Here is a 22,231-nt window from a genome sequence, read left to right on the forward strand (position 1 = left end):
TTATTTATTTTGGTAAGCCTCTTTTTAAAGCTATTTCTGCTCTTTTTATCGCCATCTTTTCTTTCCAGTCCATGTATTTCTTCTTGAAATTAGATTTCATAATGTCATCAAATTTACGCTGTACTGTAAGATTCCATAAAGAATGTGCCTTTACTGCCCATGATTTATCCCATGCTCTCAATGAAATAGAGAAGGATCCGTCAAGATATTTCATCCAGTGCCACCATCCTGTAGGCATAAATAATGTATCTCCATGTTCAAGGAAGCATTCAATACCTTCTACACCATCCAATGCCGGAAATTTTGTGAAATCAGGATTTTCAATATCATAATCCTCTAAAGCATAAGTTGCATAAGGGATTTGGTATAATCTTTCTCGCCATTTATAATCAAAAAGAAGAATATGTTTTCTTCCATTGAAGTGAGTATGGAAAATATGCGCCATATCAATATCGAAATGCAGGAAAGTTACAGAACCTTTACCACCGAAGAACATATTCGGGTATTTGTCAAGGAAACCTCCCATCAGTTCTTTTGGAGAAATATAATCTTCCAGAAGTTTTGGGGCATATTTTATGGGGTCAAAAAGGAAAATTCTAAGATCAGTAGGCTCTCTCTGAATAAGGTCTATATAATCACCGAATTTCATTTGAGCTGCAGAAGCATTGATGGGAGCTGAAGGATCTGCCTTTGAGCTGTCATATAACGGGACCTCCACATCTCCTACTACCTCCTTCATATACTCCATTGTCCATTTCTGGTAAGCAGGCCACTTTTTTGCCATATTTTTGATGACAACGGGCCTTCTTGGCTTTAGATATTTTTCGAAGAATTCCTCTTTAGAAATGTCATCTACAACATCTATAGGCTTTAAAATAATTCCCATTTTGTAAATTTTATGTTACAAAATTATTAAATAAATATTTACAAACCAGCGTTTAAATTTTTTTTTATCTATCATGCAATTTTAATTATATTATTTAGTCTAAATTAAAATTTAATATTCTCAAAATTACTGTTAAAATGTTTATTTACCTATCAATACATAAAAATACCCTGCAATTGAATGACAGGGTAAAAAACACAAAATAGATGAATAAAAATCCATTCTGATGCAAAGATATTATTTTTATTTCACAGTCAATTTTTGCAAAAAGAGGATAAAATAAAGATTTAAAGGTACTTATATTATTTCAATTCAACATATGGGGAAATAATTTTGATTTTTATTTTAAAAAAAAGTTGACATAAGAATATTTTTTATTTTAAAAAAATGTTCAACTTTTTTAAATAAAATACGAATCCTTTGATTAATAATGCTTTATGTCTTAAAGAGATGGAGTAAAGAGCGGTTATAAAATCTTTTATAGGTACTTTTATACCGGATGGTAAAAACAAACTATAATTTCCTTTGATTTCTTCCTAAAAAACCAAAAGATCACTATTTTTATAGTGATACAATTTAACTTTTCGGCTAAAAATATATCTTTAAAGAAAGTGTAACGAAAAACAACAATGATTAACTAATTATTCAAATCATGAATATGAAAAAAAAATATTTCCTTATTTCTAATGCTTTTTATGGTGGTATTCACCTTTGCGCAGAAAACAATTTCCGGAAAAATTACAGATGATGACGGGATAGGCATACCAAGTGCCAGCGTAACCATTGAAGAACCTGGCAAAGATGCTATTCTTGCTTATGGAATTACCAATTCAAAAGGAGAATACAAGGTTACTTTTACCTCTTCGGAATCCAATGTAGATCTTAAAGTAAAAGCATTCAACCAGAAACCTCTTACAAAACAAATAAGCAACAGCGATCAGACCCTGAATTTTAAAATGCAGTCTGAAGCTACGGAAATTAAGGAAGTACAGCTGAAAACCAAAATGATCACAGCAAGAGGAGATACCATTTCCTATGATCTTAAAGCTTTCAACAGTAAAAATGACAGAACCCTGGCTGATGTTATGAAAAAAATTCCTGGAATTGAAGTCAATACAGACGGAACCATCTTATATCAGGGAAATGCCATCAATAAATTCTATGTTAACGGGAAAGACCTTATGGAAGGCGGATATGGGACCATCAACAATTCTCTGCCAAAAGATGCTGTACAAAAAGTGGAAGTCCTTGAAAACCACCAGCCGGTAAAAATCCTTCAGGATAAAGTACCCTCAGAGCAGGCTGCAATTAATATTAAGCTTAAGAATTCCGTAACGATGACAGGTCGTGGCGAAGTAGGAACCGGCTTTGGAGAACCTTGGCTTTGGAATGTAAAACTGACTCCCATGTTTTTCGGGCAGAAAAGCCAATGGGTAGTTAATTACAAGACGAATAATATGGGTGAGCAGGTAGAAAATGAAGGGAATATACTTGCTTTTGGAAATAGCTGGGAAGGAAGAAGGGGTAATGTTACCCCAAATAATTGGTTGAGTGTTGAAAATGCTGAAACACCAGATCTTCCGGTAAAAAGATATTTATTGAACAGTGTACACTATCTTTCGGCCAATTACCTTACCAATATTGATAAGAAAAAAGAATGGGAACTTAAAGCCAACGCTAATTATACAAACAACGCGGTGGAAAGAGAATCAAATACTTCAACTACAGATATTCAGCAAGGAACAAAGTATAATATGAGATTTTTGAATCATTTTTATACAGATAAGTTAAAAGGAGAATTAATCTTTACTAAAAATGCCAAAAAGGGTTTCTTTAAAAATACAACAACATTCTCTCAGTTTTGGAATGCAGACAGAGCCTTAGCGGAGAGAAATGACAAAATAGGATATAGATTTGGGAATGAGGCGCTACAGTCTCCAACATCCTCATTTCAGAACTCCTTGAGTACTATCATCCCTTGGAAAGAAAAAATGGTAAACTTTAAATCTTATATCAGCTATCAGGATGATAAGCAGGTATTGGAAATTACTCCAGCAGATTATTTAAAGTTTCCTTACAAAGCGCCGGATAGTACAAAGTTTTCAACAATTCAATTTATTCCGGGAAGTTCTGTTTTACAAAGTTTTAGAATTAAAAATCTAGATACATCTCATTCCGCAAGCATTAGCTTTTCTGCCAAAGGATGGACATTTACGCCGCAAGTGGGAATTGACTTTTCATCAGATAAATTAACTAGTGATTTTTACGGGATTACCAATAATAATCAACCAGATTTTACCAGTCCAGCTTATGAAAACAATTTAAAATTTACAAGGGTAAATCCATCTGCTTCAGTGGGAATAAATTATAAATCAGAAGCATGGAGCATATTTTCCAGCTTTCCAGTCAACTTTAATAATATAAAAGCAGAAGATCAGTTCAGAAATGTTTCAAAGTCTTTAAATAAAGTAACCTTTACACCTAATATTTTTGCACAATATTCCTTTGCTTCTTTCTTTAAAGCAAGTATGAGTGGAGGAATCACTAATAATTTTGGAGATATACAAACTGCATATGCGGGATATATTTTGACAAGCCCGGGAGGATTTAATGTAATGAACCCTAAAAACCCAATACCTGAGACCACCACTAAAAATGGAGGAATTCGATTGGAGTACAGAAACCCGCTCAATAATCTCTTTTTTAATGTAGGGTATAGATTAAGTGACGCTAAAAACAATTTATTGGCATCAAGTGTTGTTAATGAGTTAGGATTTAGTGTGATTGAATATATCGAACGAGAAAATAAAAGAACAAGCAATAGCTATTATGCAGAAATTGGTAAGTATTTTCCAAAATTTAAAACTAATGCTTCTTTTAGTTTCACGAATAGTTTATCAAAATCACAGTTGATAAGAAATGCGGATTTAATTGATAATAAGACCGATGCAAATACACTGGGATTTAAATTTAATAATACTTATTTCTCATGGATGAGTATAGATTTTAACGCAACCAAAACCTGGAGTAAGCAGTCAAATGCTTATTTGACGGGAAACTTAGGAAAGGTTGAAGGCTATACACACAATTTAAATGTATTCTTCTATCCTTTGGAAGGTCATACGCTTGGTTTCTATTGGGATCAGATCAATTCAAAATTGGGAGACACAAAATTCAATAATGGATTTTTTGACTTATCTTATCAGTTTAGCTGGACTAAGAAAAAAGTTGATTTCGAGCTAAAATGGATGAATATTGCAGACAGAAAAGTGTTTGAAAAAGTGAGCGTAAAAGATGCAACGATTCAACAAACAACAATGCAGCTCCGTCCTAGCCAAGTGATGTTTACTGTAAAATTCAACTTTAAATAAAATAAAAACCAATCCAGAACGGATTGGTTTTTTGTTGATATATATAACGCATTAATTAAAAAGCCTGATAATCAGCAGAAGGACCATAACTTCCAGGTAAAGGGATATTATTAATCCTGTAATAAACACCCAATTGCGCTCTGTGGTGGGTAATTTGATTCAAAGCGTGGCGGATAGACTCATACTTAGACCATTTTGCCAGCTCTTCTCCGTTGTTTTTCAGTGCCCAGCTTGACGTAAGATCGTTCTCATTAGCACTTTCAAGGGCTTCTCTTCCAGATTTAAAATTCTGATCAAGAGTTTGAAGAAGATCAGCCTTTGTAGAAAGTTGTTTAGGCTGATAATCTCCTTTGCCGAAATCAAGTTCTGAAGTGGTGAGCATCGTGTTGGGCCATTCAAAAATTTCAGCGATGTGAGTGGCAAGGGGCAGCATTTTCATGCTTTTTTCATGAGGCGCAAAGTCGTTTTTTCCGTCAGGATAATTTTCAAAGAATTTTCTGGTGGTTTGGTATTCGGCCTCTAACTCATTTTTAAATTGTGATAAAGTATCCATAATATTTTGTTTTTGAGAAGATTAAAGTTATAGCTTTTATCCCTGAAAATGTTTTAAGAGAATCATAATTTTTCCATGCAGGCAATTATAGGTTGATCAATATTAATTTCTATCCTCATCTTCCCACATAAAAAAAATGAAAAAAAACTGTAACAAATCTCCAAGAGTGATTACTAATTAATAAAACTTGAGGAATGAAAAAGCTATTTTCAGTATTTCTTATTACACTTTTTGCCTTTGCTTATGCTCAGGAGACTAAAGAAACAGCTAACCGATTCTTTTATGAGCTTACTTTTAAGCCAAAAAAGATTCTGCAAAGCTGGATAAGTTGATAACAATTTTGGATATTACTCCTAAAAAATCTATTTATCAGGATTATACCATTCCTTCACAGGATTCTATTATCAGAGTTGCTGTTGAGGAAATGGAGAAAGCCAAAACATGGAAAGATATTTCGAAACTTATCAGAATGCCTAAGTTTGCTTATAAAATCGTGAAGACTTATCCAGAAATGAAAGAACAGTATGTGGATAGAGTAAGCATGAATTTATTTGGATACGATGACCCTATTAAGTTCAACTGGAGTATTCAGCCTGAAAAACAAAAAATTGGGGAATATAATACTCAAAAAGCAACTACAGAATATGGAGGAAGAAAATGGACGGCATGGTTCAGCTCAGATATTCCCTTTCAGGATGGTCCTTATAAGTTTTATGGCCTTCCGGGTTTAATCATTAAAATTGAAGATGATGAGAAGAACTATTCGTGGATGTTGAGCGGAAATAAAAAGATTGAAAATTATGAGGAATTATCCTATTCGGATAAGATCAATGCGAAATATGGTATTTCTAATACCGTGACACCTACCACAAAAGAAAAATTTGAGAAGGCTTACGCGAGTTTTAAACAAGATCCCATGGCCGAAATCAGACAAAGAGTGACTCCGGAAATGATGAATATGAAGATGCCGGGATCAGATGTAACCATTGGGGACGCCCTTAAAAGACAGGAAAAAATGACGAAGGATTACTTTAACGCGAATGATAACCCTATTGAAAAAGGACAGTCTTCTTCAGACAAAAAGAAAAAATAAGCATTCATATCAACTAAATTATATTCCGAATCAACCCAGGTACAGCAATGTATTTGGGTTGATTTTTTTATCGGCCTAACGTTATTTAGATTAAATTTAAATAGCGTATATTTGCACTACAAAAAAATAGGGCTTTGAAAGAGAAAGATTTACATAAATTAAGTGGATTTCCTAAAAACAAAATGGGAAAGATATTGGGATATGATAATGACCATCTGAAAATGCCCAATAAAATCATTGAAATGGGGCTTCTACCGGAGACCGTTTTCAGGATTTTGTACCAGGCTCCGTTCAATGGACCGATGTATGTGGAATTTGGAGCTGAGAAAAGCCGGATTGCTCTTCGTGAGGAAGAAGGAGATTATATCATTGTTGAAGAATTGAATTAATGCAGGCAAACAAGAAAAAACAGATACTTTTAGTCGGAAATCCTAATGTAGGAAAGTCAACGGTTTTTAATGCGCTTTGTAACAAAAAGCAGAAAACCGGAAATTATGCCGGAGTTACCGTAGCAAGTCATTCGGGAAACTATTCTTATAAAAACGAGGATGTTGAAGTTATTGACCTTCCGGGTTCTTACAGTGTATATCCAAGTTCAGAAGATGAAGCTATTTTCTCAAAATACCTTATTGATGAACAAAAGAACTATGCTGGAGTTGTTTATATTCTTGAAGCATTAAGTTTAAAAAGAGGTCTTCTTCTATTCCAGCAGATTCAGGATCTTGGCATCCCGATGATTCTGATCGTTAACCAGATCGATCAGGCGGAAAGAAGAGGGATCACAATAGATGTTCAGAAATTTTCAGAAGCATTAGGGATTAAGATCATTCAAACCAATGCGAAGGAACAGATTGGGATTGATGAAGTGAGGGAAGCTGTTTATAACAATACATTTTTGAAGGCTGATAAAGCCTCTTTTGAAACACCGAACGAACATAAAGATTTTATTCAGAAACTGATCTCTCAAAAAGGGTTTGAGAATGAATATAAGGCCTGGATGAGTCTTTCACTGGGAACAGATCTTGAAAAAATAGATCCCGCAATGGATCAGATCAATGGTTCTGAGGTTAAAAGTTTGGTTCCTAAAAGATTACAGGTTCAGGAGACAGTTAGGAGATATCAGAATGTAGATAAAATACTGGCTAACGTCATTTCCAAACAACCTCAGTTCAAAGAATTGCTGACAGAGAAACTGGATAAAATTTTGGTGCACAAATTCTGGGGATATGTAGTTTTCTTATTGATTTTATTAATAATATTTCAAAGTGTTTTTTTCCTTGCAGAATATCCGATGAATTGGATTGAAGAATTTTTCTCTTGGCTGTCAGCCTTTACAGGAGAACATCTTCCGGAAGGGCCAATCAATTCACTGATTTCTAACGGGATTGTTCCGGGAATAGGTGGAATTGTAGTCTTTGCCCCACAGATTGGTATTTTACTATATTTCCTTTACCTATTGGAAGATTCAGGATATATGGCAAGAGTTGTTTTCCTGATGGATAGGCTTCTTCGCCCATTTGGATTGAACGGGAAAAGTATTGTGCCCCTTGTTTCAGGAACAGCATGTGCAATTCCGGCTGTGATTTCCACAAGAAATATTGAGAACGTTAAAGAAAGATTACTTACGATATTGGTAACACCTTTTATGACGTGTTCTGCAAGACTTCCGGTATACAGTATTATCATCGGATTAATTATTTCAGAAGGGTCGTTCTTAGGAATAAAATATAAAGCTTTGGTTCTGATGGGAATGTACCTTTTGGGGTTCTTAGTGGCTTTATTCTCTGCGGCTATTCTGAAAAGATTCATTAAAGACAATGGAAAAACATATTTGGTAATGGACCTTCCTGCTTATAAAAAACCACTTTTTGGATATGACCTTAAAATGGTTTTAGGAAAAGTATGGGATTTCATTACCGGAGCAGGGAAAATAATCTTCATTGTAAGTATTATTATCTGGGTTTTAAGCTATTTCGGACCAAAACAACAACCAAATGAGTTTGTAGCTTCAGATGTTCACTTAGATCATTCTTACCTGGCTAAAATGGGGAAAGGAATAGAGCCGCTGATCGCTCCGCTGGGTTACGATTGGAAAATGGGAGTAGGAATCCTGACCAGCTTTGTCGCAAGAGAAGTATTCGTTGGAACCATGTCAACGCTGTATAGCCTCGAGGATGATGCTCCGGAAGTAAAAGTAATTGATAAAATGAGAAGAGATGTAAAGCCAAACGGAGAAAAAGTCTTCAGTTTTGCAACCGGAATTTCCGTTCTTCTGTTTTACGCGTTTGCAATGCAGTGTGTGTCTACACTGGCAGTAGTCTATAGAGAAACTAAAAGCTGGAAATGGACGGGCTTTCAGGTAGCTATGATGACAGGTTTGGCATATTTTGTGTCGATGATAGTATATCAAATTTTAAAATAATGGATTCTTCATTAATTATTCAGTATGTACTTATTGCTTTATTGGTAGCATTTGCCTGCTATTCTTTATTCAAAGTGCTTAAAAAGAATTTTGCCCCTAAAAAATTCAGCTCCAAAAGATCAAGCTGCGACAAAGATTGCGGCTGTTCTTAAAATAAGTAATTTCATTTTAATGAAAAATTCAATTTTGGTAAGCCAGAAGCTGTTGTTTGGAGATAACAGTAAATAGAAAAGGAAAAGCAGTCTCTTATATTTAGTAAACATAAGAGACTGCTTGTACAGATATTTTAATTGTTCCTGTTATCTTGTCAGAATAATCTTACGGCTATATACTTTGTTGTCTTTGGTTTTAAGGCTAAGAATATATACTCCGTCCGGCAAAATATCCGGCAAATCAAATGTTTTAAAATTCAGTTTCGATTGGTATACTTCTTTTCCGGAAAGGTTTCTGAGGGAGATCTGTGAGTCTGATAGAAGTATATTGCCATCTAAAGTAATCTGACCGGAAGATGGATTGGGAGATACTGTGAACCACTCTTCTGCTGAAGTGTTTTTCATTCTGCTTATAGTAGAATCAGACGGAGTTGATGGTGACCAGTTATATGAAGTATACAATATCTGAATCTCTTCCGGAGTAAGTACTTTGTCATATACTATAAATTCATCAATTTGTGCTTGGTTGAGCGTAATGATATTTGAAACATCATCTCCTAATAAATTTAAGAATATAGGCATAGTTCCCCATTCCAGATAGAATGGTGCTTCATTATTAGCTATTTGCTTACCATTTTTATATACCAGTATCAAACCATTCTTTGTATTAATTACATAATGGTTGAAAGAGGTTGATGTGTTGGGTACTTGACCAAACTCTATATTATCGAAAAATCCGAAACTTGGATATGCCGACGAAAGTTTTAGCTTTAGACTATCAGGAAGTATGATAAGTCTATCAAGTATTGGCTCAACAACTACCTTTGGAGATTCGCTTCCTTCTTGCTGTTCTGTTTTTGCCCAAAAAGAAATAGTATGATGAAGTGCTAAGTCGCTGGACGTTTTACCATTTTCTTTTTTATATCCGGCTGTCAGACTATATTTTGGAGTCTCTGATGTAGTTCCTAGCCCTTGGCCACAAGGCATATTATTCTGGAATATAGGACTGGCAGTGCTTGTCATATTGTAGCCATTAACAGCGTCGTTAATATTACCATTGAAAGAATAATAATGTAAGGGGTCGAAAGGGGGGAAAGTACAGGCTTCGGGTTTGTGATAGATGTAATATATCCTAAGGGCACCATTAAGGTTAAGAAGGCCGCTGTTTAAAGTTATCTTTAGCCGGTCATATGGTTTAGAAACAAAAACTTCAATAGTTCCTCTGCTTGGATTTGATATTTCCAGTTTGAGTAAATCATTGGTGATGATTTTATAATCATTATTTGAAGTGTTACCATTGAATGTTTCTATTGCTACTCCTCCTAGTAAAGCTAAAGACAATGCTTGGGCAGTTCCGATCCCAATGACAACCTTATTTTGTTTTGTTGTTGTAGGAAAAATCAGATTCTGCTCGAGTCTGGCAATAGTTCCCAATGGAATCTGCATAGAAGAATAATCATTTTCATTATTTCCCACGGCATATTGTGGATTTTGAATAGAGCAGAGAAGGCACACTCCATAAATTTGTGAGGTTTGGTTACTTGCGTACACTTTTTGTGCAAAAATTAATGTATTCATAAAGAATAGCAATGAGGTAAGCAAAGCTGTTTTTATTAAATTTGTTCTCATAGTAAATAAGTTTTTTTATGATAAAATTATAAAAAACAGCAGTTTATATGCTTAAATAATTAAATGTATTTAATTTATGTTGTATTTTTTTTTATTTTTATTGAATATTAGTGCGGTTTTATTAAAAAACAATGTACTTGGGGTTAATAGCGAGTAAGGAATAGAGTCTGTTCCTAATATAGATTTCAAGGGTAATTGAAAAAAATGTAGTATTTTCATTTTTTTAATTTAAAATATCCAGATTGAGTCTTACAAAAGGAATATTTGTTGCATCGGTTTTACTGTTGACTATCCAGGTCAATGCACAAAGAGATACCACAGATATTAAATCTTACGCTGATCAGGTAATGATTCGTGCCAATCTGGATACCAATATCGAAAGTTATATTTTTACAGAAGGCGAAGAAGGAAACGAAAAGAAACAAATCTTTTCTATCAATAATAAAACAAAAGTTTCCTTTTCCATAGATTATAAGATCATAAGTGCTACCATATCCTTTGCTCCCCGATTTTTTGATGGAAATAATGACAACGACCTGAAAGGGAATAGTTCTTATACAGACTTTAGTGTCAGGTTTTTTCCTAATCGATTGATCCAGAACCTTTATTACAAAAATGTAAAGGGCTTTTATATTGAAAATATGAAAGAAGTCCTTCCTGATTGGAAGGAAGGAGATCCTTATATGCAATTCCCGGATTTAAGAGTACAAAGCTTTGGAGGCTCTACCGCCTATATTCTGAATAAAAACTTTTCCGCAAGAAGTATCTACACCCAGGGTGAATGGCAAAAGAAAAGCAGTGGCAGCTGGGTTCCGTTTCTGGACTATGACCTTACGATTTTAAGAAATAAAATAGAAGATCAGAAAGCCAAAGAAACACAGTATAAATTAGGAGCCAATATGGGCTACTTCTACAATTGGGTACTCGGAAAAAATGTAAATATTGCCCCTTACCTGGCTCTCGGACTCGGAGGAAAATTTTCAACGTATCGCGATGTTTTTGGAGATGGCTCTATAAAGAATGTCCAATATCTGACTTTAAGAATGGAAGGCGGGCTTCATATAGGATACAATACAGATCGGTTTTTATTCGGTGGAAAAATGAATTTCAGTGCCTATGCTTATAACCAAACAAAAAATCAAGCTGTACAGAACAATAGCGTATATGGTTTACTGTACATTGGCTATCGTTTTGCACCTCCGAGAGTTGTAGCGAATACCTATGATAAAATTCAAAAAAAGATCCCTGTTTTATAAGGACAATGTCTTTTTAAGTATCTTTGTTTCGCATAAATTATTACACTAATCAATAAGAAATAAAACAGAATGTCGTTAATAAAATCTATTTCGGGAATCCGAGGAACCATAGGTGGAAAAGTAAATGATAACTTGACACCATTAGATGTGGTAAAATTCGCTTCCGCATTCGGAACATGGCTTCAGAATAATAAAAATAAAAAAGACTTAACGTTGGTCATCGGAAGAGATGCCAGAATCTCAGGACAAATGGTTTCTTCACTGGTAACAGCAACATTACAAGGACTAGGAATCAATGTGATTGATCTGGGCCTATCCACAACTCCTACCGTTGAAATAATGGTTCCAGAGTTAAAAGCTGATGGAGGAATTATCCTTACCGCATCCCACAATCCAAAACAATGGAATGCGCTTAAGCTTTTAAACGAAAAAGGAGAATTCATCACCGGTGAAAATGGAGCAGATGTACTTGCTTTGGCAGAAAGTGAAGACTTCAACTATGCAGAAGTAGATCATCTTGGGAAATATGAAACCAGAGAAGACGCTTTTGATATTCATATTCAACAAATCCTTGATTTACCAATGGTAGATGTTGAAGCCATTAAAGCTAAAAACTTTAAAGTGGTGTTGGATGCTGTAAACTCTACAGGAGGAATTGCGATTCCAATGTTATTAGATAAGTTAGGTTGTGAAACCGTTAAATTGTACTGCGATCCAACAGGCCATTTTCCGCATAATCCTGAACCGTTAAAAGAGCACTTAGGAGATATCTGCGAATTGGTAAAAAAGAAAATGCAGATCTTGGAGTGGTAGTAGACCCGGATGTAGACAGACTAGCCCTTATTGATGAAAAAGGAGAAATGTTCGGTGAAGAATATACATTGGTAGCCGTTGCAGATTATTTGCTAAAACATAAAAAAGGAGCAGCAATTTCTAACCTTTCTTCAAGCCGTGCATTGAGAGACGTTGCGCAGTCCCACGATTCAGAATACTTTGCAAGTGCTGTAGGAGAGGTAAATGTGGTAACCTTAATGAAAGCGAAAAATGCTGTAATCGGAGGCGAAGGTAACGGTGGAATTATCTATCCTGATCTTCATTACGGAAGAGACTCTTTAGTAGGTGTTGCCTTATTCCTTACCCATCTGGCAAAAGAAAATAAAACGGTTTCCGAATTGAGAGCTGGATATCCAAGCTATTTCATGGGTAAAAAGAAAATAGAACTGACTCCGGAGATCGATGTGGATGCTATTTTAAGCAAAATGGAGAAAGAATATGAGAACGAAGATGTTTCTACTGTAGACGGTGTGAAAATAGACTTCGAAAATAATTGGGTGCATCTTAGAAAATCCAATACAGAGCCGATCATCAGAATTTATACAGAAGCAAAATCTCAGGAAGAAGCCGATAAATTAGGAGATGATATCATCGCTAAGATTAAAAGTTTAATTTAAATAATGCATAAGAACGGACTTGCTCCGTTCTTTTTTTATACCTGTATGTTTGAACATATCAAAAACAAATTTCCCTTTTCCAAACAGAAGTGGAGAAAATTCCTAGGCTGCTTTGAGCGGATGGAAGTGCCTGCTAAAACGGTGCTTTTAAACGAAGGTGAAGTATCCAATAATGCATTCTATCTGGAAAAAGGAATTGTAAGAGCCTGGTATAATAATGATGGTAAAGATGTGACATTCCAGTTTTTTCTTGAAAATACTATGTTTTCTTCTCTTGAAAGCTTTAAAAAGGGCCTTCCCAGTATGGTCTCCTTTGAAACAGTAGAACCCTGTGTTTTATATAAAATTAAAAAACCGGACGTAGAAGCATTTCTGGAAGAGATTTATGAAAGTCCTGAAATGAGAACATTTTTTATGGATGCCCTTTTTGAAAGAATCTTCGACTATATGAAACATTTCTTTTCCTTTATAAAAGATACTCCCCAACAGCGATATATAAATCTTGCAGAAAAAAAACCGGAAATCATTAAAAGAGTTCCTCAACATTATATTGCATCTTATTTAGGAATTACAACAGTACACCTCAGTCGAATAAAGGCTAAAATATTGAAAGAGAGGAGCTCTTAGGGCGGGGAGTGGGATGCAGGAAGCTGGAAGTTTCTCGCAGACCATATAGAAACGAAGGTTGTTGATTGATTGATTGATTGATTGATTGAATTTTTAACGCAGCCTACGCAAAGAATTAAAAAATAATATTTATAAAAACGTTCGCAAGGGCGCTCCGCTCAGCTAAGAAGCCGAACATGGCTGAGTGAAGCGCCCTTGCGAGCTGAAAATAAAGCAGTACGCTGAAGAATCTTGTGACTTTTGCATTTTGTAATTTTTCGTTTGCACGCAGGCTTTATCTTTTTAACCTTGTATTGATAATAATGACTCATATAACTTCCAGCCTCCCTCTTCCAGCTTCCAGCCCTTCTTCCCCCAACTGATAACAAATGTTATCGTCCCTCCATTTTCTCTGCCATAATTTTGTATAAAAATTTAAAACAATGAAAGCAGCAGTAGTATTTGAAAAAGGAGGTATCCCTCAATATGCAGATTTTCCGGAACCGGAAATATCAAATGAAAACGAGGTCTTAGTAACTGTAAAGGCAGCATCCATTAAAAACCTTGATAAAGCAAGAGCCAGTGGAAAGCACTATTCTACAGAAAACGAAGTCCATCAGCCAACGATTGTAGGTTCAGATGGAGTAGGTTACCTTGAAAACGGATCAAAAGTTTATTTTTTCAGTAAAAAAGGAACCGTTGCAGAAAAGGCAGCTGCCAATCCTAAAATGATGGTGGCTATTCCTGAGGGATTGAATTTTTCTATAGCAGCGGCCCTTCCCAATGCGGTGATGGGATCTGCAATGGCATTAAAATTCAGGGCCGGTATACAGTCTGGGAACGTTGTTCTGGTGAATGGTGCAACCGGAATTACAGGCAGAATAGCCGTTCAGATTGCAAAAGTATATGGAGCTAAAAAAATTATTGTTACAGGAAGAAATGAAGAATCTCTACAGGCGCTTCGTGAGCTGGGTGCGGATGAAGTGGTTTCCCTGAAGTTAAGTGATGAGGATTTTAAAAAGAAAATAAAGGAAATTCATAATGAAACTCCTATTGATATTGTGATTGATTATATCTGGGGGCACTCTGTGGAAATGATTTTATCAGCCTTTAAAGGTGATGGGACATTTTCGCATAGAACTAAGCTGATTACGATAGGCGGAATGAGCGGCGATACCATCCAATTGTCTTCACAGATTCTCAGAGCAACAGATATTCATATTTCGGGATCAGGTTTGGGAAGCTGGACGAAGGAAGAATCAGCATTACTATTTTCAGAAATTATTCCTGAAATATTCCAGGCTGCTGTGGAAGGAAAAATTAAAATAGAAACAGAAGAGGCTGATATAAAAGATATCGAAACGGTATGGAATGCTGAGATACAAAGTGGAAAAAGGCTTGTAATAAAAATTTAACCCCAATTTCCGTTTTTTTATCCACAATTCTTTTATCGGTTTTCTTTTTTACTATTTTTATAATAGAAATTTATGAAATGGATATATCAAAAAAAAGTTGCAACTTTGCATAAATATTTGAATATCAGTTTCAGATATATTATTAATTAATAAAGTTTGCCGAGGTCTGCAAGTAAATTCAGGCATTGGGCCGACGGAGAGGACACTATTGGAAGAGTATTTTGGAAATGAACTTGTAAAAAAGTTCGAAGAAATGATGGAAAACAATGACGAATTTTACTTCGATACAGAGGAGTTGGAAGATATTATTGTTTATTATTTGGAGCTTGGTGATTTTAATTACGCTGATATGGCCGTTAATTATGGACTGAAGCTTCACCCCAATTCATTAGATATCAAGATCAAAAGACTTGAAATTCTTCTGGAATGGGAAGAATACAATGCGGCGAAAGATCTTATCGACGAACTGAAAGGTTCCTCTATGGAGAATACAGACTTTTTAGTTTGCTACGCCAAGTATTATTCGAACCTGGGTAACCCTAGAAAATCCATTGAAATCTGTAAAAAAGCCCTTACGTTGGAGGAAGAAGAAAACTTCCTTCACAACTTTATTGCAGATGAATATGTAAATCTGGGTGATCCTTTTAACGCTCTTAAACATTACAGAAAAGCACTTAAAGAAGATCCAGCCGATGAATATTCACTGGAAAACGCAATGGTGTGCTTCAGTGACCTGAATAAGAGTGAGGAGGCGATTGCCTTTCTTAATGAATATTTAGATGAATTTCCTTATTCTGAAACCGCTTGGTTTGAATACGGACAATTCTATTTCAACAGGAAGAACTTCGATGAAGCGATAAAAGGATATGACTATTTATTAGCGATCAATTCAAATTCTGTAGGAGTATATGCCAATAAAGCAGCTTGTTATGAAGCTTTAGGACAATACCAAAAAGCGATTGATACCTATGAGGAAATGCTTGAGCTGGAATATACCAAAGCATTTACTTTCTATAAAATCGGATTGTGTAATAAAGCTTTAAAGCAGCCTATTTTGGCTTTAAACTCATTTCAGAAGTCGTTGAGAGAAGATCCTCAGTTTTATCTGGCGATGATGGAGCAGTCTTATCTGTATGAAGAAATGGGCGGGATGTCTGAAGCCCTTCATTTTGCTAAAGAAGCCACTCAGTTGAATGAAAATAATCTTGATTATCAAAAAAGATTAGCTTTTTTATTCATTGATTCCGGCAAATTTGAAGAGAGTCTTTCATGCCTTAAAAAGCTTGTAGATGCAGAGCCGTCAAGATTTTACAACTGGTACGCGTACTCAGAAGTTCTGATGCTTGTAGGAGAATATGAAGACGCCGTAACTGTTTTAAATGCAGCCATAAAGCACCACAACAGAGCGGAATTATTTTACCAGCTAAGCAACTGTTTTTTCAATCTGAAAGATCAGGAGAAAGGGATAGAATCGCTTCAGAAAGCTTTAGAACTGGATCCGTCTCTGGTAAAGGATATGCAAAAGAAATATCCCTTCATCAAAGAAGAAGTAAAAAAAGTGAAGGTGAGTAAAGTGAAGAAAAAGAACTAAATGAACTCCAAATAACGTAAAAACCTGCAGAGATGCAGGTTTTTTTATTGATAAAATGTTCTTTTTAACGCAAACAATACGCAAGGAGTATAAAATTAGATGGATATTTTTCGTGCGCAAGGGCACTTTGTTCAGCAAGGAATGTGAACATCGCTAATTGAAACGCCTTTGTGAACGTTTCATAAGCCCATTTTTAAAATTCTCTGAGAACTCTGCGTTAAAATAAAATTTATTTGAAAATAATTAGTGAATTATATAACCACAATAAACTTCCTGCCTCCATCTTCCAGCTCCCAGCATGTTATCCTTATTTTTTCGGATTGCTTCTTAAAAAGATCAACCCCGCAATAATGATTCCTGCACCAATAAATTGCATAATCGTTAGTTTTTCCCCATCAATGAGTCCCCAAATAATTGCTACAATAGGCATGATAAGCGTAACCGTTGAGGCGAAAAGAGGAGTAGATACTTTCAATAATCGATAATTCATGGTCATGGCAAGGCCGGTTCCAAAAATAGAAAGTAAACTTACAAACATAAGCCCAAGCATATTGTTTTTTGAAAAGCTAAATTCAGAAAAGAATCCGGTACTTGTGAGGGCAATTATGGAGGGAAAAATTAAAACAAAAGAAAATATAAAAGAAGATAAAACTACAGAAGAAACATCCATAAGTTTTGATTTCACAGTGGTTGTACTCATTGCATAACATAAAGTAGCCAGTAATAGCAGCAAAATAGGGATCATCTTAAGCTCACCACTGTCTCCTCCCCCAAAGGCCAGGATACAGACTCCTGTAAAGCTTATCATAACTCCTATGATCTGTTTCTTCGTGGTTTCAAACTTCCATACCAAAGCGCCAACAATAATGACGAAAATAGGCATCATTGAGTTAATGATTCCCGCAATACTGCTGGATATCTCTTTTTCTGCAATCGGAAAAAGAAACATCGGGATAAAGTTTCCGGTAAATGCAGCTAAAATAAGCCACTTTAAATGTTTTTTCGGAAAAAGTTTATAATTGGAAATAGCCACCGGAAGTAAAATAATTCCGGCAATAAGAACCCTTAGCGATCCTACCTGGTAAGGATTGAAATGATCCAGTGATTTTTTGATCAAAATAAAAGACGATCCCCAAATAATACTTAGAGTGGCCAGAAGAAGCCATTTTTCTTTATCTGCGTTCATTGTTTTCGTGTAGGATTTTTAAAAATTCTTTCTTGGGAATCATTTTAGCGCCCAGGCTTTCCAAATGTTCAGTATGAGACTGGCAGTCAATTAATTCTAGTTGGTCTTTATTGCTTTCTACAAAATGGATAAATCCTGCTTTGGAAGCATTACTTACCTTGGCAAACATACTTTCACCACAGAAAACATTTCCAATCTGTAAACCATAAAAACCACCTACAAGTTCTCCGCTCTGCCATACTTCAATGCTTCTGGCAAGGCCATATTCATGAAGCTTGATGAAAGAATTCATCAGTTCATCAGAAAGCCAGGTGCCGGTTTGGCCTTTTCTTTCAGCCTGCTGGCAGTTTTTGATGACTTCCCTGAAGTTTTTATTCTCTGAAAAAGTAAAAACATTCCTGTTTAAGATCTTTCTCATCGATTTGGAAACCTTTATTTCATCAGGGATTAAAATAAATCTCGGATCCGGGCTCCACCATAAAATTTCTTCTCCCGGGTTGTACCAGGGAAAGATACCCAATTGATAAGCAAACCAAATACGTTCTACAGACAGATCTCCGCCAAAGGCAATCAGCCCGTCATGCCCATCATATACTTCAGGATCGGGAAATGAAATCTCGTTTTCGTCTAGTCGGACCATTTTTTAGAAAAAAAATCCCACTTTTAGGAAAGCAGGATTTATATTTGATCTTAATTCTTTAATTAGAAAGGTAAATCATCATCGTCATCTCCGGCAAACGGATTCTCGTTAGAAACAGGAGAAGCAGACTGCTGAGGCATAGCCTGAGTAGGTTCTGATCCATTATCAAAAACTTTTTCTACTTTCCATCCTGTAATCGAGTTGAAGTATTTAGTTTCACCCTGCGGAGAAACCCATTCTCTACCTCTGATGTTGATTCCTATTTTTACATTTTCACCTTCTTTAAGGTTATCTAACAAACTAATTTTATCAGATAAAAATTCTATGTTTATCGGCTGTGGATACTGTTCCTGGGTTAAAATAACCAATTCTCTTTTTTGAAATCCGCTTGCAAAAGTTTGAGTTTCAAAAAGTTTCTTTACCGTTCCTTGTAATTCCATATCGTAATTATTAACGTTGTAAAAATAAGAAAATGAAATGTAATAATAGGTGCCGCTGAAAAAAAAACTAAAAATTTTAATTTTTTTCCCGGAAAAGTTTGGAGGTAAAGGAAATTGTCCTATATTTGCACTCACAAAAACGAAGCAAGCTCTTTAAAACTTACAATACAAAAAAACCAGCGGATGTGGTGTAATTGGTAGCCACGCCAGACTTAGGATCTGGTGCCGTGAGGCGTGGGGGTTCGAGTCCCTTCATCCGCACTATGCGAAAATAGCTCAGCTGGTAGAGCACAACCTTGCCAAGGTTGGGGTCGCGGGTTCGAATCCCGTTTTTCGCTCCACACCATGCCCTGGTGGTGGAACTGGTAGACACGCAGGACTTAAAATCCTGTGTCCGCAAGGACGTACGGGTTCAAGTCCCGTCTGGGGTACAAAGCCCTCTGTATTTCGTTACGGAGGGTTTTTTGTTTATATAGAGAGTGTTCTTTAATAGAATTTCTTATATTTGTAAGAGAATTGATTTTGAATCTGTGAAAACAGATCAATATAACCAGCGGATGTGGTGTAATTGGTAGCCACGCCAGACTTAGGATCTGGTGCCGTGAGGCGTGGGGGTTCGAGTCCCTTCATCCGCACCATACAAACAATAGGATTTGTTTTCAAATCCTTTTTTTGTACCACACACCAGCCCTGGTGGTGGAACTGGTAGACACGCAGGACTTAAAATCCTGTGTCCGCAAGGACGTACGGGTTCAAGTCCCGTCTGGGGTACAAAGCCCTCTGTATTTTGAATACGGAGGGTTTTTTGTTTCTTGTATTCATTGAATATAAAATAATATCCAAAAAATAAGCTCCCTACATTTTATTGTAAAGAGCTTTGAATATATTCTTTTATTGGTAAGAATAGCATCAATTATTATTGTTGCTTCTTTCCAGCCTTTCCAACCTTTCGAAGATATCTGTGAAAACGTTCTTCTCTGCAGTAGAAACATGGCCTACAATTTTATAAAGATCCTTGCTTTTAGGAGATGCATAATGTAAAATACCATCAGTGTACTCCAGTAGCTGAAAAATTGAATCTTTTTGGGCATCTCCCTTATTCAGAAATAAAATATCTCCATAATGATAAGGAGAGATCAATTGCTTTTCTGGAGTAAATTCATAGACAAGATCTACAGATGCTAATATTTTTTGCAAAACAGAACTGTTTTCAGTGTTATTTGTTCTAGGATTTGCAGCTTCCTTTCTTTCGCTGATGGCTAATTCCGGGAAAAGCATCAGTTGGTCAATGTCTGAAACACTTGCTAATTGGTTTACTTGCAGCGTTTCGGTTAGTAATTTATCAAGATCAAGATTAAAATGGCTGGCCACTTTTAGGATGGTTTCAATCTTCGGTTCTGCACGTCCTTCTTCATAAGAGCTTATTACTCCTCTGTTTAAGTCAAATAAATCAGCAAAAGCCTTTTGGCTTAGCCCTTTAACCTGTCTTATTTTCTTAATATTAGTTCCAAAGAAGCTCATTTTTGTCTAATCTTTTTGCAAAGATAGAGAAACTTAAATAAATGATTGCTAAAAATATTTGCAATTTGAAAATTTTATGGTATATTTGTGTAGAACGAAAAAGCAAAACACTAAACCAGCCAGCATGAAAAATCAAATATTTAGAACGGTCAAAGAGTGGTTGTTAGATTACGAGTTTAACATTACCCTGGAAGATGAGGCTCAGAGAATCTTAATCATTGAAAAAGAATCCAACGGAATCAAAAATATGATCCTTATTATATCAGATTCTATCCTTATTATGGAACAGTTTCTTTTCGAAATAAAAAATCCTACAGAACAAACCTTTAGAAGACTGCTTCAGAAAAACAGAGATATCGTGCATGGAGCTTTTGTTTTAGACAGTACAGGAAAACGGGTGATTTTCAGAGATACCCTTCCTACAGACCATATGGCACAGAATGAAGTAATGGCATCCATCAATTCATTAGGAATTCTGGTAGGCGAGTTTACCAATGAGATGCTTGAAATGAGTAAGTAATTCACAAAAGATATTTAAAATGAACATTTTCAAAAGATTATTAACAATAGGAAAAGCAGAGATCCATTCTGTGATCGACAACTTTGAGGATCCTATCAATGTAACGGAACAGGGAATCCGTGAAATGAAAGAAGAACTGGGAAAAAGTGTTGAATCACTTGCTCAGTTAAAAGCGCTTGCCATCCGTAAGAAAAATGAGGCGGAAACAGAAGAACAAACCGCACAAGACTATTACAATAAAGCAATAGTTATCGTCCAGAAAGCCGAAAAAGGAGAGGTAGAAGCTTCAGAAGCAGACCGCCTGGCTAAAGAAGCTTTAAAAAGACAGGCCTCTTCTCAGGAAAATGCCGGAAAGCTGCACAAAGAACATGAAAAGCTTCATGCCGAATGCGAAAAATTGCAGGTAACAATCAATCATCTGAAATCCAGTATTGCCAAATGGGAAAACGAATTAAAAACCTTAAAGGCAAGAGTACAGGTGAGTGAAGCCACCAGAGATATTAATCAGAAGATGACCCAGATGGATAACGGAAGTACCGTAAGCATGCTGGAAAAGCTGAAAGAAAGAGTGGTACAGCAGGAAACACTGGCAGAAGCTTATTCTGATATTACAAAATCAGAAAAAACGATTGATGAAGAGATAGATGCCATTGTAAACAACAACGATACAGAAGCTGAAGAAGCTTTAAGCAGATTAAAGGAAACACTTAAAAAAGGCTAATATATGACCTTTCAGGAATTTTTAAACATAGCATTTTCACCAGTAAATACAGTATTAAGCGTATTGCTTGCACTGTCTGTGATCTATTGGCTGTTTACCATTATCACTGGATTGGATATTGATGTAGGTATTCATTCCGATTTGGACATGGGTACAGATACCCACCTTCCGGATGGACACCTTCATGCACCAGATCACGATCCTTCTGCGTGGATGCATTTCCTGAAGTTTCTCAATCTGGATATTGTTCCGGTCACCTATTTTCTTACCCTTTCCTTATTGATTACCTGGTTAGGATCATTTTATCTTACCTATTTCATTCCACTGCCAACATGGGCAGGAATATTAATCTTATTTCCGCTTTTTATCGCAGGAATGTTAATTACAAAGGTAATTCTGAAACCTTTAAATCCTTTTTTCAAGGAGATTAACCACAAAGGAGAAGCCTCTTATGCATTTTTGGGAAGAGAGGGAAGGTTGAAATCAAGCATTCAGGGAGATAAAATAGGAATGATGGAAGTCTTTATCGGAAGTGATCCTATGACCTTAATGGTAAGAAGTAATGACGGAACGAAGCTGGAACATGGTACTCATGTCATGATTGTGGATGAAGACCTCGATAAACGAATTTACTATGTACAGAAGTCCATGAGATACTAAAAAAAACAATAACCATGCTCAGCTTATTTTTAATCATGTTGAACTATATGTTGCAGATCTTTCTCAACACCTTTTAAAAAAAACACATTTATATATAAACTATTAAACTTATAAAACT

20 protein-coding genes, 5 tRNA genes and 1 pseudogene are annotated in these 22,231 nt (G+C 35.7%); 19 read left to right on the forward strand and 7 right to left on the reverse strand.

What is annotated here, in order from left to right:
• Positions 1 to 4 precede the first annotated feature (4 nt).
• Entirely contained in the window at positions 5 to 886 is an 882-nt protein-coding gene (locus H5J24_RS23700; protein WP_068941263.1) for a cupin-like domain-containing protein, read from the reverse strand.
• A gap of 695 nt (positions 887 to 1,581) precedes the next feature.
• On the opposite strand from H5J24_RS23700, the gene H5J24_RS23705 reads away from it, so the two are divergent.
• Complete coding sequence (locus H5J24_RS23705) at positions 1,582 to 4,257, forward strand: MipA/OmpV family protein (protein WP_232815915.1); 2,676 nt, start codon at positions 1,582 to 1,584, stop codon at positions 4,255 to 4,257.
• 55 nt (positions 4,258 to 4,312) lie between these two features.
• On the opposite strand, the gene H5J24_RS23710 is transcribed toward H5J24_RS23705, so the two are convergent.
• A complete protein-coding gene (locus H5J24_RS23710; protein WP_068941265.1) occupies positions 4,313 to 4,810 on the reverse strand; it encodes a DinB family protein in 498 nt (165 codons plus the stop codon).
• 194 nt (positions 4,811 to 5,004) lie between these two features.
• Here H5J24_RS23710 and H5J24_RS23715 point away from each other — a divergent pair, with 194 nt between their 5' ends.
• The 5 genes from H5J24_RS23715 (at position 5,005) to H5J24_RS23735 (ending at position 8,477) form a co-directional block, all read left to right on the forward strand.
• The gene (locus tag H5J24_RS23715; RefSeq protein ID WP_232815916.1) at positions 5,005 to 5,142 is read left to right on the forward strand and encodes a hypothetical protein; all 138 of its coding nucleotides are present in this window, start codon (positions 5,005 to 5,007) and stop codon (positions 5,140 to 5,142) included.
• On the forward strand, positions 5,139 to 5,903 hold the full coding sequence (locus H5J24_RS23720) for a GLPGLI family protein (RefSeq protein ID WP_232815917.1): 765 nt from the start codon (positions 5,139 to 5,141) through the stop codon (positions 5,901 to 5,903). The genes H5J24_RS23715 and H5J24_RS23720 overlap by 4 nt, the downstream gene beginning before the upstream one ends.
• 134 nt (positions 5,904 to 6,037) lie before the next feature.
• On the forward strand, positions 6,038 to 6,292 hold the full coding sequence (locus H5J24_RS23725) for a FeoA family protein (RefSeq protein WP_082811058.1): 255 nt from the start codon (positions 6,038 to 6,040) through the stop codon (positions 6,290 to 6,292).
• Positions 6,292 to 8,325, forward strand: a complete 2,034-nt coding sequence (gene feoB, locus H5J24_RS23730; protein WP_068941269.1) for a ferrous iron transport protein B — start codon at positions 6,292 to 6,294, stop codon at positions 8,323 to 8,325. Before H5J24_RS23725 ends, feoB begins: the two co-directional genes overlap by 1 nt.
• The gene (locus tag H5J24_RS23735; RefSeq protein ID WP_167386964.1) at positions 8,325 to 8,477 is read left to right on the forward strand and encodes a hypothetical protein; all 153 of its coding nucleotides are present in this window, start codon (positions 8,325 to 8,327) and stop codon (positions 8,475 to 8,477) included. Before feoB ends, H5J24_RS23735 begins: the two co-directional genes overlap by 1 nt.
• 147 nt (positions 8,478 to 8,624) lie before the next feature.
• Here the strand turns inward: H5J24_RS23735 and H5J24_RS23740 are convergent, their stop codons facing one another.
• Positions 8,625 to 10,106, reverse strand: coding sequence for a T9SS type A sorting domain-containing protein (locus H5J24_RS23740; RefSeq protein WP_082811060.1), 1,482 nt, complete (start codon positions 10,104 to 10,106; stop codon positions 8,625 to 8,627).
• A gap of 242 nt (positions 10,107 to 10,348) precedes the next feature.
• On the opposite strand from H5J24_RS23740, the gene H5J24_RS23745 reads away from it, so the two are divergent.
• The 5 genes and pseudogenes from H5J24_RS23745 to H5J24_RS23765 all read left to right on the forward strand — a co-directional run bounded on the left by H5J24_RS23745 (position 10,349) and on the right by H5J24_RS23765 (position 16,425).
• Complete coding sequence (locus tag H5J24_RS23745; RefSeq protein WP_068941278.1) at positions 10,349 to 11,362, forward strand: DUF4421 family protein; 1,014 nt, start codon at positions 10,349 to 10,351, stop codon at positions 11,360 to 11,362.
• Between the two features lie 69 nt (positions 11,363 to 11,431).
• Positions 11,432 to 12,813: pseudogene (glmM, locus tag H5J24_RS23750) on the forward strand (phosphoglucosamine mutase).
• Between the two features lie 3 nt (positions 12,814 to 12,816).
• Positions 12,817 to 13,440 (forward strand): Crp/Fnr family transcriptional regulator, encoded by a 624-nt coding sequence (locus H5J24_RS23755; protein WP_228407587.1) that lies wholly within the window; start codon positions 12,817 to 12,819, stop codon positions 13,438 to 13,440.
• 422 nt (positions 13,441 to 13,862) lie between these two features.
• Positions 13,863 to 14,834 (forward strand): quinone oxidoreductase family protein, encoded by a 972-nt coding sequence (locus H5J24_RS23760; protein ID WP_068941282.1) that lies wholly within the window; start codon positions 13,863 to 13,865, stop codon positions 14,832 to 14,834.
• A gap of 208 nt (positions 14,835 to 15,042) precedes the next feature.
• On the forward strand, positions 15,043 to 16,425 hold the full coding sequence (locus H5J24_RS23765) for a tetratricopeptide repeat protein (protein WP_068941284.1): 1,383 nt from the start codon (positions 15,043 to 15,045) through the stop codon (positions 16,423 to 16,425).
• Positions 16,426 to 16,732: 307 nt separating this feature from the next.
• Here H5J24_RS23765 and H5J24_RS23770 read toward each other — a convergent pair whose 3' ends face one another.
• The 3 genes from H5J24_RS23770 to H5J24_RS23780 form a co-directional block, all read right to left on the reverse strand.
• Positions 16,733 to 17,611: a DMT family transporter gene (locus H5J24_RS23770; protein WP_068941286.1), complete on the reverse strand. Its 879-nt coding sequence runs from the start codon at positions 17,609 to 17,611 to the stop codon at positions 16,733 to 16,735.
• On the reverse strand, positions 17,598 to 18,251 hold the full coding sequence (aat, locus tag H5J24_RS23775; RefSeq protein WP_068941288.1) for a leucyl/phenylalanyl-tRNA--protein transferase: 654 nt from the start codon (positions 18,249 to 18,251) through the stop codon (positions 17,598 to 17,600). Before aat ends, H5J24_RS23770 begins: the two co-directional genes overlap by 14 nt.
• A 62-nt stretch (positions 18,252 to 18,313) precedes the next feature.
• Positions 18,314 to 18,691 carry a DUF3127 domain-containing protein gene (locus H5J24_RS23780; protein ID WP_045492249.1) on the reverse strand — a complete coding sequence of 126 codons (378 nt, stop codon included), beginning with the start codon at positions 18,689 to 18,691 and terminating at the stop codon, positions 18,314 to 18,316.
• A gap of 179 nt (positions 18,692 to 18,870) precedes the next feature.
• On the opposite strand from H5J24_RS23780, the gene H5J24_RS23785 reads away from it, so the two are divergent.
• The 5 genes from H5J24_RS23785 (at position 18,871) to H5J24_RS23805 (ending at position 19,462) form a co-directional block, all read left to right on the forward strand.
• Positions 18,871 to 18,952 (forward strand) — tRNA-Leu (locus H5J24_RS23785).
• 4 nt (positions 18,953 to 18,956) lie between these two features.
• Positions 18,957 to 19,032: transfer RNA gene (locus tag H5J24_RS23790), tRNA-Gly, on the forward strand.
• Positions 19,033 to 19,038: 6 nt separating this feature from the next.
• Positions 19,039 to 19,122: transfer RNA gene (locus H5J24_RS23795), tRNA-Leu, on the forward strand.
• A 122-nt stretch (positions 19,123 to 19,244) separates the two neighbouring features.
• Positions 19,245 to 19,329, forward strand: a tRNA-Leu gene (locus H5J24_RS23800).
• Between the two features lie 49 nt (positions 19,330 to 19,378).
• A tRNA-Leu gene (locus tag H5J24_RS23805) sits at positions 19,379 to 19,462 on the forward strand.
• Between the two features lie 138 nt (positions 19,463 to 19,600).
• On the opposite strand, the gene H5J24_RS23810 is transcribed toward H5J24_RS23805, so the two are convergent.
• Positions 19,601 to 20,212, reverse strand: coding sequence for a helix-turn-helix domain-containing protein (locus tag H5J24_RS23810; RefSeq protein WP_068941289.1), 612 nt, complete (start codon positions 20,210 to 20,212; stop codon positions 19,601 to 19,603).
• A 124-nt stretch (positions 20,213 to 20,336) separates the two neighbouring features.
• On the opposite strand from H5J24_RS23810, the gene H5J24_RS23815 reads away from it, so the two are divergent.
• The 3 genes from H5J24_RS23815 to H5J24_RS23825 are packed head-to-tail and all read left to right on the forward strand — an operon-like array spanning position 20,337 to position 22,113.
• Complete coding sequence (locus H5J24_RS23815; RefSeq protein WP_068941291.1) at positions 20,337 to 20,732, forward strand: YbjN domain-containing protein; 396 nt, start codon at positions 20,337 to 20,339, stop codon at positions 20,730 to 20,732.
• Between the two features lie 19 nt (positions 20,733 to 20,751).
• A complete protein-coding gene (locus tag H5J24_RS23820; protein WP_068941293.1) occupies positions 20,752 to 21,453 on the forward strand; it encodes a PspA/IM30 family protein in 702 nt (233 codons plus the stop codon).
• A 3-nt stretch (positions 21,454 to 21,456) separates the two neighbouring features.
• Positions 21,457 to 22,113 carry a hypothetical protein gene (locus H5J24_RS23825; protein ID WP_068941296.1) on the forward strand — a complete coding sequence of 219 codons (657 nt, stop codon included), beginning with the start codon at positions 21,457 to 21,459 and terminating at the stop codon, positions 22,111 to 22,113.
• Positions 22,114 to 22,231: the final 118 nt, after the last annotated feature.

Origin of the sequence: Chryseobacterium capnotolerans, from assembly GCF_021278965.1 — a bacterium.
Lineage (GTDB): Bacteria > Bacteroidota > Bacteroidia > Flavobacteriales > Weeksellaceae > Chryseobacterium > Chryseobacterium capnotolerans.